General features: G+C 36.6%; 12 protein-coding genes. 1 reads left to right on the top strand and 11 read right to left on the bottom strand.

The features are described 5' to 3' along the window. Positions 1–5 precede the first annotated feature (5 nt). From Q0992_RS04320 to Q0992_RS04350, 7 genes are all read right to left on the bottom strand, one after another. Positions 6–326 (bottom strand): N-acetyltransferase, encoded by a 321-nt coding sequence (locus Q0992_RS04320; protein WP_299521006.1) that lies wholly within the window; start codon positions 324–326, stop codon positions 6–8. Between the two features lie 12 nt (positions 327–338). Continuing rightward, positions 339–1,664 carry a porin gene (locus tag Q0992_RS04325; RefSeq protein ID WP_299521008.1) on the bottom strand — a complete coding sequence of 442 codons (1,326 nt, stop codon included), beginning with the start codon at positions 1,662–1,664 and terminating at the stop codon, positions 339–341. Continuing rightward, on the bottom strand, positions 1,661–2,092 hold the full coding sequence (locus Q0992_RS04330) for a DoxX family protein (RefSeq protein ID WP_299521010.1): 432 nt from the start codon (positions 2,090–2,092) through the stop codon (positions 1,661–1,663). The genes Q0992_RS04325 and Q0992_RS04330 overlap by 4 nt, the downstream gene beginning before the upstream one ends. Positions 2,093–2,165: 73 nt before the next feature. Continuing rightward, the gene (locus tag Q0992_RS04335) at positions 2,166–2,690 is read right to left on the bottom strand and encodes a YceI family protein (RefSeq protein ID WP_299521012.1); all 525 of its coding nucleotides are present in this window, start codon (positions 2,688–2,690) and stop codon (positions 2,166–2,168) included. A gap of 51 nt (positions 2,691–2,741) precedes the next feature. After that, positions 2,742–4,580 carry an amidohydrolase gene (locus tag Q0992_RS04340; protein ID WP_299521014.1) on the bottom strand — a complete coding sequence of 613 codons (1,839 nt, stop codon included), beginning with the start codon at positions 4,578–4,580 and terminating at the stop codon, positions 2,742–2,744. Between the two features lie 104 nt (positions 4,581–4,684). Beyond that, complete coding sequence (locus tag Q0992_RS04345) at positions 4,685–5,434, bottom strand: hydrolase (RefSeq protein WP_299521016.1); 750 nt, start codon at positions 5,432–5,434, stop codon at positions 4,685–4,687. A gap of 211 nt (positions 5,435–5,645) precedes the next feature. After that, positions 5,646–6,362 carry a pirin family protein gene (locus Q0992_RS04350; protein ID WP_299521206.1) on the bottom strand — a complete coding sequence of 239 codons (717 nt, stop codon included), beginning with the start codon at positions 6,360–6,362 and terminating at the stop codon, positions 5,646–5,648. 344 nt (positions 6,363–6,706) lie between these two features. On the opposite strand from Q0992_RS04350, the gene Q0992_RS04355 reads away from it, so the two are divergent. After that, complete coding sequence (locus Q0992_RS04355; RefSeq protein ID WP_299521020.1) at positions 6,707–8,830, top strand: sigma 54-interacting transcriptional regulator; 2,124 nt, start codon at positions 6,707–6,709, stop codon at positions 8,828–8,830. A 25-nt stretch (positions 8,831–8,855) separates the two neighbouring features. Here Q0992_RS04355 and Q0992_RS04360 read toward each other — a convergent pair whose 3' ends face one another. The 4 genes from Q0992_RS04360 to rimM all read right to left on the bottom strand — a co-directional run bounded on the left by Q0992_RS04360 (position 8,856) and on the right by rimM (position 12,438). Then, a complete protein-coding gene (locus tag Q0992_RS04360) occupies positions 8,856–9,752 on the bottom strand; it encodes a metallophosphoesterase (protein ID WP_299521022.1) in 897 nt (298 codons plus the stop codon). Positions 9,753–9,812: 60 nt separating this feature from the next. Continuing rightward, positions 9,813–10,991, bottom strand: coding sequence for an acyl-CoA dehydrogenase family protein (locus tag Q0992_RS04365; RefSeq protein WP_299521024.1), 1,179 nt, complete (start codon positions 10,989–10,991; stop codon positions 9,813–9,815). A 114-nt stretch (positions 10,992–11,105) separates the two neighbouring features. Then, positions 11,106–11,819, bottom strand: a complete 714-nt coding sequence (locus Q0992_RS04370) for a methyltransferase (protein ID WP_299521026.1) — start codon at positions 11,817–11,819, stop codon at positions 11,106–11,108. Between the two features lie 91 nt (positions 11,820–11,910). After that, entirely contained in the window at positions 11,911–12,438 is a 528-nt protein-coding gene (rimM, locus tag Q0992_RS04375) for a ribosome maturation factor RimM (protein WP_299521028.1), read from the bottom strand. Positions 12,439–12,605: the final 167 nt, after the last annotated feature.

Genomic DNA, 12,605 nt, shown 5'->3' on the forward strand with positions numbered 1-12,605 from the left:
ATGCTTTAAGGTAACTTGTCATAACCATGAAAACGCTTGCTTACAATGCGTTTCCATTCGGGATGTCTTTTTATGTAAGCGAATACGTAAGGACAATAAGGCATTAATAGTTTGCCATTATCTTCAATGTACCGCAATGTTTTTTCAACGACAGCTGCCGCTGCACCTTTACCAGCTAATTCTGGTTCGGTTTCGGTATGGACCAAAGCAATATGATTGCCGTATTCACCAAAATTGATAAAGGCATAATATCCGTCTATGTTAATTTCAAAGCGTTTCTTTTCATCGTTTTTGACTAAAGGAATGTCGATATATTCTTGTTTCATTTTTTGATGTTTTTAAAATTTAAATTCTGTTGTAAATACAAAATGATATAAGGGATCTCCAAGGCCACTTTCTTTTAGGAAAGCCCCAGGAAAGATGATATTGGATTCTAATTCGAAATTTAAGAATTTATTGAGTTCGTAGCTTACAATACCTCCTAATTGATGACCTATGAACCGTTCGTTATTTATAGATGGATATTCCAATATCAATGCTGGATTATATAAACCATCATTTCTCGATAATCGCCAAAAAGCAACATAGTCTAATTGCACATTTACGTCTCCTAATTGGGTCTCCAAATAAGGATGAATATCAAATAAGTTTGAAGGCCCAAACCTGGCGACACGTCCAAAATAGGCACCTCTTGGGTATAAGCCATCAAAGGTGTTTAGTGCGCCGTCATCACTGTCTCCACTTATCGCTTCCGTTTTAAGTCCAAGGGTTCCGAATGAAAAGTCACTTTCAATATTAAAGGATGCCGTCCACGCTCTAATATCTTGATCTCCAAAAGATCCAAACTGATATACAAATTCATTATTGTATTTTAATCCTTTCCACTCGCCAAAATGACGCAGGCCGATTGAAGCACGATTGTCATCAGCAGTTCCGGCGTTCCATGTTTTGTTCTCTTCAGTTTTATAAAGGATATAAATATCTGTGTTGGTTGCCTCGGTCCAGTGCTGTATCCAATACAAAACACTCAAAGCTTCATTACCTTCTAAGGCATCATTGTCAAAAACGCCTTCTTGTTGCTGTACAGGAATGGCATGAACAGCAATAACTTCGGTATTACTATCTTTAAATCGCAATTGTGCCATATCGAAAGATAGACGTACATTGGGCCCTTCGCGCACATCGACTAAACGACCACTTCCGAGCCGCATATTTTGTCTACCTACGAGTAGCTCCCATTGGTCTGAAAAATGGTATTTAAAGAACAACTGATTAAAACTCAATTCATCTCTATCCACTGGAACCAGGTTGTCCTTACTAGTAATTAAACTAGAATTTAATTCGGAAAACACTTCAATCTTGTCATTTACTTTTAAATGGGCATGAAGCATAAATCGATTTAAAAACCAATAATCGGTCTGATCTACACTTTTGTCAAACTGCTCATTTATAAATGCTTCGGTTTGAAAACGATAACTTCCGCCAAAACTTAATGTTGTTGTTTCAGACAGTCGAAGTTGCTTCAGTTGTTTATAGAATGAATCTGGATTTTCAATTTGAATGACATCATTTTGCCGAAGCAAACTGAAGTTCAGTTGGTTGTCTTCTTGCGACCAAATAGTAAAAGTAACTAAGCAAATTATGCATAGCGCTGATGCTTTCATTTTTTGCTGCTAAACAATTTATAATCTAATGAGTATTTACCGGCACCAAGAAAAAACAGGGCTAAGTAAGCTAACGAATACATTAACGGTACATCTTTTACTGACCAAGGGTCGTTGCCATGCACTATGAAGAATCCCATTAAGGTAACGCTTATTATGGGTAGTATAGCTAATCGGGTTCCTAGTCCTAATATTACAAAAATCGGCGCAACAATATTGGCAATAATCGCTATTATGGCGCTTACTTCACCACCAACTCCTATAGGATCTGGAATATGTGCAACCGTGCCTTCAAAATCCAAAAGCTTTTTCATGCCATGCGTATTGATCATGGACAGTGATACTAATACCCTAAATAATAGTAACGTTAAGTCTTTCGATAAAAATGTTGATTGGTCAGAAAATAGTTTTTGGATTGTCTTTTCCATTTCTAAAAAGATGTTTAATGCATATAGAAGCGATGAAAACCAACATCGCTTCTAAATCAGTTGGGCTTCAGGCTTATTCCTTAATAAATTGAAGTTCTATTGCGAGCTTAATAGTATCTCCGACAACAACACTACCTGCTTCAGTGACGGCATTCCATGTTAAGCCAAATTCTTTTCTGCTGATGCTACCAGAGATTTCAAAACCTGCTTTGGTCTGGCCATATGGGTCAACAGCTATACCGTTAAAGTCCATATCTAAAGAGATTTCTTTAGTTACGTCTTTAATAGTTAAATCACCAATAACTTTTGAGCCATCAAAAGATTTGGACTTGAATGTCATTTCAGGAAAAGATGCAACATTGAAGAAATCTTCTGATTTTAAGTGGTTGTCTCTATCCTTGTTTTTAGTATTGATAGAATTAACTTTTGCCGAAAAGTTAAACCGTGCATCATTAAAATCTTCTGTGTCCGTTTCAACTGAAGCTATGAAGTCTTCAAAGTGACCACTTACTGTTGAAATCATCATGTGTTTTACTTTAAATCCTATTTCAGAATGTGCTGTATCGACATTCCATGTTGTTTTTGTTATTGTTTCCATTTTTATTGTTTTTTGATTATTTATTATTCGTTTTATATTTTGGGATTTGAATTAGTCCAAATACAATTTTCTAAAATCACCAGTACGATAGAGTGGCGACCAATCTGGCGCAACATCTGGTAAAGCTGGTGGAGCAAATTTTTGGAAATCATCATAAGCGTGGACAATTTTTCCTCCAAGACCAGTTAACTTAGCGTGTGTTCTAGGAATTAAGGCATCTGGAACTTCCATCACATCCTGATTTAAAATTGTGAAGTCTGCTAACTGCCCTTCTTTTATCTGTCCTTTTTTACCATCATCACCAGTAAACCAAGCTGATCCTTTTGTCCATAATCCAATGGCTTCCTCTCTTGTTAAGATGTTGTCATCACCATACATTTGACGCCCACCTCTAGATTGTCCTGTAGCTAACCAATGAATAGAGTACCATGGGTTGTAAGAGCTAACCCGTGTAGCATCGGTTCCACCACCAACAGGAATGCCCATTTTTAGCATCTTTTTAATTGGCGGTGTTTGTGCCAATGCAGCTGCTCCATAATTCTTCACAAAGTCTTCGGCTTGATAAGCAATTCTATTTTGGATTGCGATACCTAAATCTAATTTGGCAATACGCTCTAGAGTTCTTTCGTCAAAAGTTTCACCATGGTCAATAAAAGTTCCTTTCGGTAGTTTACCATCACCTGCAGCGGCAACTTCTTCATACATATCCAATAAAATCTGAGCAGATTCATTATAGGTGACGTGCTGTCTCCATGGCCAGTTATTTTCAGCTAATAACTTATAAATGGGTAAGGCAACCTCTCTAACATTTGGCTCCAAGTTAGGACGTTGCTGCGCAAAGATTTCATAATCATAAGCCGCCCATGCAATATTCTCACCACCACCAATGAATCGATACATATCATCACCATCACCTGGTTTAACCATGCCTATCCATCGTTTGTAATCGTCGTATTCTCGACCTCCGACTTGTGGAAACGTATGAATACCTACGCGTACCGTTGATAACCCCTGTTTGTTTACATCTTGAATAACATCATATGCATCTGGGTATTGCATACCGCCACCACCAGCGTCAGACAATGAAGTCAACCCAAGAGCATTCATCTCATTCATAAAGTGTTGAGTTCCCAAAACTTGCTGAGGTCTAGTCATTTTGGGTAACTTGGTAAGTGTTTTGTACATGATTAAGCCAGAGGGTGCTGCAGTAATAATTCCCGTAGCTCGACCATTTCGGTCTTTTTCTATACGGCCTTTGTGGTATAAATCAATAGGTTCATTATCATAATTTAAAACCTCAATGGCTTTTCTGTTGAGCATACCATAGGCATAGAGATAAAAAATGTATACTGGATGGTTAGGTGCTACCTTGTTAATCTCATCTAAGGTAGGCATGCGTTTCTCTTTGAATTGTTCCCATGAAAATCCGCCTACTACGCGTATCCACTGACCTTTAGGTGTGTGTTTTACTTCTTCAGCTAACATTGCTAAGGCTTCTTCAACAGAGCTTACCCAATCCCATCGTAATTCTAAACCATAATGTAAACCTTCTCTAACACCATGAGTGTGTGAGTCGTTAAGACCAGGTATAACTCTGTGCCCTTTGGCATCGATTACCTTTGTTTGTCGCCCAATTAGTTCAGATACTGCACTGTTAGAGCCTACACGATAAAACTTACTATCTTTGATGGCAAAGGCTTCTGCATTGGGGGCTTTAGGGTCTATGGTTGTAACTTTGGCATTGCGCACAACCAAATCTGCCGAACCTTTTATTTGAAAAAAGGGACTTCCAAAGACAGATGATGGCATTATTAAGGTTGATGCACCTGCTGCCATAGTGCCTTTGATGAAGTCTCTCCGACGCATGTTGTTTGTTGTTTTATTTTTCATTGAATTAATAATTACAGGATTGGACTTAGATGTTTTGATTGTGGACTAAAAGAGGATTGCAAAGCACCCCAAATCTATTTATGAGGTGCTAATCAGAATTATTACTAGTTTTTCTTTTCCTCTTCTTTTGCCCATTTTTGCATAGTTTTGATATAATCGATACCTAAACCATAAGCTCCACCATATCTTTTAGCCAGTTCATTCACTTCGATATACTGGTCAGAACGCGACCAGTCTCTGTAGATTTCCAATAAGTATTGCATAGAGGTCATGGGGATAACGCCCGCTTGAATCATACGTGCCATAGCCATATCATGAGCCTCTTGGGATACAGCACCAGAGGCATCAGAAATCACATAGACTTCATAGCCATCTTCTAAAGCAGATAGCGCAGCTAAGTTGATACATACTTCTGTCCAAAGCCCAGCCATCACAAGTTTTTTCTTTCCAGTGGCTTCAACAGCTTTTATAAAGTTAGTGTCCTCCCATGAATTCATGGTGGTACGATCTACATAAGTACTTTCATCTGGATAATACTCTCTAATTTCTGGAAAAACCGGACCGGAAAATTGTCTTTCGGCCACAGTCGTTACAATTGTTGGAACCTTGAATAATTTTGATGCACCAGCAATTAAACCGGCATTGTTTCTCAATTCTTCAATGGGTTGTGATTCCACAGCAAATGCCATCTGACCTTCGTGATCAATTAAAATTAGGGCATGATTAGTTGGATTTAAGACTTGCTCAGCTGCCTTTGATGGATCATTAACTGGATTAGGATTGTACTGTGTCCATTGCGCAAATGACACCGTTGATATTAATAGTGCGACAATAGTTAATTTTAAAGTTTTCATTTTTTTGTTTTTTATGCTCATTGATTGAGCGGTTGATATTTGTTTGAGTTATGTTTTCGTTATCATGAAGCCTTTCGCATGAGGCGACTATTTATTCTTCGCTTTAAATGGTTGTATTGCGTAAGGTTTCTGTTAGCAGCATGGCAGTTAAAGTGTCTGCATGCTTCTATGAATCGAACGTTTACCATTTTTAATTTTCCTTTCTATTAGATTATATGGTCATCGGAACTTCCATTAGTAATACTTCAGCATTACTATCGGATTCTATGGTCAGTTCTTCAATATTAGAAATACCCATGCCATCTCTTTCATTTAATGATTCACCGTTTATGGTGACATCCCCTTTAATGATAAAAGCGTAAACACCATTATTTTTTGAATCTTTTAATTGATAGTTAACATACTTTCCTTTATCGAGGTTGGCCATGTGAAACCATGCATTTTGGTGAATCCATACACCATCGTCTTCTGCATTTGGTGACAATACTTGTTGTAGTTTGTTTTGTCTGTCTATAGTATTTAACGTGATTTGGTCGTAACGAGGTTGAACGCTTTTTTTGTTTGGGAAAACCCAAATCTGAAGAAATTTCACTTTCTCATCAGCGTTGGCATTGTACTCAGAATGCATTATTCCAGTACCTGCACTCATCACCTGAATATCACCCGATTTAATAATAGTTTTGTTGCCCATGTTGTCTTCGTGCTTTAGGTCGCCCTCTAATGGAATAGAAATAATTTCCATATCGCGATGTGGATGTGTACCAAAACCTTGACTTTCTGCGACGATATCGTCATTTAATACTCTTAATACACCAAAGTGCATACGCTCTGGGTTATGGTAATTGGCAAAACTAAAAGTGTGTCTTGACTGTAACCAGCCATGATTAGCACTTCCTCTTGTGTCTGCTTTGTGAATTATAGTATTCACGTTTTCTACTGTTGTTTTCATAATGTTTTGATCTTTATTAGGTAAATGGTTGTAACCAACTTTTTTTAACTCGGCTTTAGCAGTTTCAGAATTGGTTTTAGCTAAAGCTGAAACACCTAACGTTGAAGCTATTGTTCCGACTATAGATGTTTTTAAAAAGTCCTTACGTTTCATATTACTTGTTTTTGTTTGGTGTTTTATAGGCTATTCTTGTGCCAAAAAATCATTTATTTGATTACCAGTGTTTTATGTTGAGTTTTGGGGGAATAAAAATTCTAATTTTTTAGAATTTTCTATTATATGAGAAATTTTAATTGTATTTTAACAATCTAATTATTGGTTTAATGGACAACAATATTCCTTTTGAAATTTTCCGAGAAAAATTTTTTGAAAACCTTCCCTACAAGATTATGTGGATGGATGAATTGGGTAAGATAATCTATGCTAATACTAAGTTTTTAAAGCGCTTAGGTTATACCAGAAATGAGTTAAAAAAGCTAACCATTTTTGATATCAATCCGTCTACCACAACAGAAACTTGGAAAGATCATTGGGATAAAGTAAGCTATGAGAGGTTTCATAGCTTTAAAGCAGTGCACCAAACCAAAAAAGGAAATTACTATGATGTTGAGGTTTCTGCTCATTTTTTCTCAAATAATGGAAAAAAGATTATAGCAGCTATAGTTAATGATATTTCCGAGTCGAGTTTTTACAAAAATCTGTTGAACCATGCTGAACGTATGAATCATATTGGAGGTTGGAAATTAAATTTGCAGGATGGTTCTATCATTGTAACCCAAGAATCTTTTAAAATATTCGAAACCGATAATCCGCAAGAATTTTTACCAAGTGTGGTCATTCATCGCTTTGAAGAATCAGAACACTTAAAGGCATTAATGAGTAAGGCCATGAGAAATGGCGCAGACTATGATGAAATCCTTACCCTTAAAAGAAAATCTGGTGAACTACGCTATTTAAGGTGTGTCACTGAACCAGTGATTAAAAAAGACAAAATTTATAGGTTGATTGGAACATATCAAGATGTTACAGAAGAAGTTGAAAAGAAAAACAGACTCCAGTTTTTTAAAGAAATAATTGATAATGCTGAGGATTTATTTTATCTCTACAATAGAGAAGGGAAGCTATTACATTATAGTGAGTCTGTGGTTAAGGCGCTTGGATTTTCTAAATCTGAACTTGACAGTTTTTGGATTTATGATTTAGATTCGAGGATTACGAAAGAATGGTGGTACAGCCACTTTGACGAGATAAAAGAAAAAGGAGCAGTGCATCTTGAGTGGATGATTTCACGAAAAGACGGAACTGCTTTCCCAGCAGATATTATCGCGAATCATTTAGTCTATAATGGTGAAGATATCAACTGTGCCGTAATTAGAGATGTTTCACGGTTAAAAGAAAATGAGCAACAACTAAAAGTTGCACTAGACGAGCTATCGGAATTAAAAGATGAACTTGAAATAGACAACCAATATTTACGTGAAGAAATCAGTAGCAAAATAAATTTGAATAATATTATTTGTAGAAGCAAAGCATATAAAGTAGTCCTTGACCAAGTCACACAGGTAGCCGTTACTGATTCCACCGTTTTAATCACTGGAGAGTCAGGTACGGGTAAGGAACTTTTGGCAAGTGCAGTACATTTAAATAGCCTGAGAAGTGATCGTCCTCTAATAAAGGTAAATTGTGCAACCCTGCCCAAAGAACTTTTTGAGAGCGAACTATTTGGGCATAAAAAGGGATCGTTTACTGGTGCAATAAATGATAAAGTGGGAAAATTTAGTCTGGCTGATGGCGGGACCATCTTCTTAGATGAAATTGGTGAGGTGCCTATTGATTTACAAGCAAAATTATTGCGTGTTTTGCAAGAAGGTGAATTTGATCAACTAGGAGCAACATCAACTACAAAAATTGATGTCAGAATTATTGCAGCGACGAATCGTAACTTGAAGGAGATGGTTAAAGACGGGAATTTTCGTGAAGACTTGTATTATAGGCTAAATGTTTTTCCAATACACAATATTCCATTAAGAGCCAGAAAAGATGATATACCATTATTGGCGCAGTTCTTTCTTGAAAAATATTCTGCAAAAGCAGGTAAATCATTCAAGCGACTTTCTAAACAAACCACAGAGCGATTAATGGATTATAATTTTCCTGGGAATATAAGAGAGTTAGAAAACTTAATCGAACGTGCCGTCATTATTGAAAATGGTACTACGCTTAAACCAGGGTCTTGGATGCCGAATCAAAATATTGCCTTGGCTTCAGATGCGTTTAAAACTTTGGATGAAACACAAAGAGACCACATTATTAAAGTATTGGATTTTACGAATTGGCGTGTTAGCGGACCTAAAGGTGCAGCAACTATTTTAGGGATGAAGGATAAGACCCTTTTTGCCAGAATGAAAAAATTAGGCATTGAAAAACAGATTGGTTTAAAGCGATAATCAAAACAGAATTATACAAGTCTTTTTATTCTGTTTGGTAATCAATCAATGGTGTTGGCCCTTCAAGTAATACCCTTACTATTTTTAATGTACCATCATCAGTAGTGGCGATTTGCCATTTAATCAATGAAATTTTACCCTGTTCAATTTCCAGACCCGTAATACTTCTTGGATGTACACAGCTTCCATCGTTAAAAAAAGCAATATCACCAGGTTCTGGAAAGCGTGGACGGTGCGTATGACCAGCGATGGTAAGGAGATTGTTGTTTTCCACAATCCATTTCTTGGTTCGTCGCTCTACTTTAATGAGTTCTTTGTAGTTTTTTGCTGGACTGGTTGGGTCAGCAATACCCATAACATTCAATGGCTTCCAGAGGATACGGACCAAGAAACGGCTCCATTTCCAAAAAAGATAGTTCCACCAATCGGCTTGATGGCCATGGCATAAAAATAACTCTTGTCCAGTTTCGGAATGCTTTAGAACAATACCTTCATGATAGGTTATATCACAGAATAATTCGACATTCTCACCAATTTTAGGGTCAAAATAGGTGGACAAATATTTTTTAACATAATCAGCGTTACGATAAACCATATCATGATTGCCCCAAATCATGTGTAAACGCCCTTCCTCATGAAATTGTTTCATAAGAAGAAATACATTTTTATGAGCATCTAGTATAGATTCGAAAGACAGATTCTCCCAAAGTTCATCACCATCACCAAGCTCACAATAACTAAAACCTTCATTATAATAGTGCTTTAAAGCATGAAAATAAATGTTTCGATTATTGGCAAAATCATCTGCAAAACTATTGTCCCCACGATGACAGTCACTAAATAGAATAATTTTGGATGAATCGTTAAATGGAATGCGTTGGGCATTTTTGTAAGCACGATCTAATCTCGATTTTGAAGACATAAAGTAAATTTAAACAAAAATGCCTCTCAATCGAGAGGCATTTTATAAACTTTTTAATGTTTATTTAAAGGCATTTAAACCAGTAATATCAAGACCTGTAATCAAGAGATGGATGTCATGTGTGCCTTCGTAAGTAATAACACTTTCAAGATTCATCATATGTCGCATAATACTATATTCGCCTGTAATGCCCATACCGCCAAGTATTTGCCTAGCCTCTCTGGCTATATTGATGGCCATTTCTACATTATTGCGTTTGGCCATTGATATCTGTGCAGACGTTGCTTTATTGTCGTTTTTTAATTGTCCAAGACGAAACGCTAAAAGTTGGGCTTTAGTGATTTCAGTGATCATTTCGGCCAATTTTTTCTGCTGTAACTGAAAAGCAGCAATTGGTTTACCAAACTGGATACGTTCTTTGGCATAGCGCAGAGCCGTATCGTAGCAGTCCATTGCCGCTCCAATCGCTCCCCAAGAAATACCGTATCTCGCAGAGTCTAGACAGCCTAATGGAGCACCTAGTCCAGATTTATTTGGGAGTAGGTTTTCTTTCGGCACTTTTACATCTTGGAAGATTAATTCTCCAGTTGCTGATGCTCTTAACGACCATTTATTATGAGTTTCAGGTGTTGAAAATCCTTCCATGTCGCGTTCAACAATGAGCCCATGGATACGACCCTCCTCATTTTTTGCCCAAACCACAGCGATATCACAAAAAGGGGAATTGCTAATCCATAATTTAGCACCATTCAAAAGGTAATGGTCACCCATATCTTTAAAATTGGTAGTCATACCTCCAGGATTACTACCATGGTCAGGTTCTGTTAGCCCGAAAGAACCCATCCATTCACCCGAAGCTAATTTAGGTAAGTATTTTTGACGCTGTTCTTCTGAGCCATATTTCCAAATAGGATACATAACCAAAGATGATTGCACTGAAGCTGTACTACGTACACCAGAATCACCACGTTCTATTTCTTGCATAATTAAGCCATAAGAAATTTGGTCTAAACCAGCACCGCCATATTCCTCAGGAATATAGGGTCCAAATGCTCCGATTTCTGCCAAACCGTTTATGATTTGAGTGGGAAATTCTGCCTTCTGCGCATATTCTTCTATAATTGGTGACACGTCGCGCTTTACCCATTCTCTAGCTGCATCACGAACAAGTTTATGCTCTTCAGAAAGTAAGTCGTCTAAATTATAATAATCGGGAGCTTCGAATAGATCTGGTTTCATTATAAAAGTGTCTTTAATATTTTGCAATTAGTTGGTAACAGGTAGCAAGAATTTATTGAAATACCTAATTATGGGTCAAATGTAACGAAAACGTTTTCATTGCCCAACGAATGATTACATTTTCAAATAAAAATCTTTGGTAAGATTAATGTAATCCGTTGTGTAGTGATGTCTTTTGGTTTCGATAATTAATTCGTTTGTTGTGATTTCAGTTTTACGAAATGAAAATTCGATAAGGCTGCGTTTAATCTTTGAATGAGGCTGTCCTTTTACATGGAGAATCCTGTTAGGGAAAAGTCCTGTTTTTAGTGCCAAATCAATAAATTTTTTTTCTTCCTTTTTTGGAATAACTACAGAGAACAAACCATTTTCAGAGAGTAAATGAGTTGCAGCATATATTAAATGCTCAAAAGGCATGGCATCATTAAAACGCGCTAAATCCCTTGAAGAATTATCCGTTTTGTAATTCTCGGAGTAGAATGGGGGATTGCAAATAATTAAGTTAAATGTATCATCAACCTCTTCGACAAACTCCAAAAGTGAAGCATGGTAACAGAATAAGCGGTCATTCCAAGGGGAGTTTTCAAAATTATCGATACATTGTTCGTAAGCCTCTTCGTCAATTTCAATAGCTTCTATCTGTTGGGCATTGCTTCTTTGAGCGAGCATTAATGACAAAATTCCTGTGCCAGCTCCAATATCTAAAATAGAAAAAGGATTATTTTCGATAGACGTCCAAGCACCAAGTAGAACACCATCAGTGCCTATTTTCATGGCACATCGATCTTGGTTAACTGTAAATTGTTTGAAGTGGAAAGGTTTTTTCATTTTTTTGTCCATTCCCGCGAAAGCGGGAATCTCATTCAATTTTTATTTATTGGAGATATTTGATCCCTGTGCAGACAAGAATGACAGCAATTCATTGAATATATAAATCAATCAACCCTTCGGGTGTATTAACTTCAATGGTTTTAGTGTTTCGATCTACTTTAACAATAAACTCATCATTCATAGGGATAAGAATTTCTATGCCATTTCTATCGATTTCGAATAAGGCTTGAGCTGTAGCATCATTAATGGCCTTAATCACACCAACATCACCAAAGTTGGAATCTTTGATTGTAAAACCAATAACCTCATGATAGTAAAACTTATTGCCTTTTAATTTTGGGAGGAATTCTAACGGTAAATACAACTCAGATTTTAGTAAAGTTTCTGCATCTGCTTCATTGTCTATGTCTTCGAACTTAATACGCAACAAATCTGATTTATGTAATTGTGAAGATTCGATAAAGAATGGAATGAGGTTTCCTCTTAAGTCAATAAAAATTGCCTCAAGATTATCGTAGAGTTCAGGTTCGTCAGTATCTAACTTTGCCAAAAGCTCACCTTTAAAACTATACTTTTTTACAATCTTTCCTAAATAAAAGCAATCCTCCTTTTTCATGACAAATTATTGATTTGTCACCCTGAATTTATTTCAGGGTCTCATTATTGGTGTAAGATCCTGCTTAAAGCAGGATTTGTTTAATCACGTATTTTGACAGGACAAAATACTATTTCACAAAAAAACCCTGACCATAACATGTCAGGGTTTAAAAGTATAAAAATTAA

The organism is Winogradskyella sp. (assembly GCF_028289625.1).
GTDB lineage: Bacteria > Bacteroidota > Bacteroidia > Flavobacteriales > Flavobacteriaceae > Winogradskyella.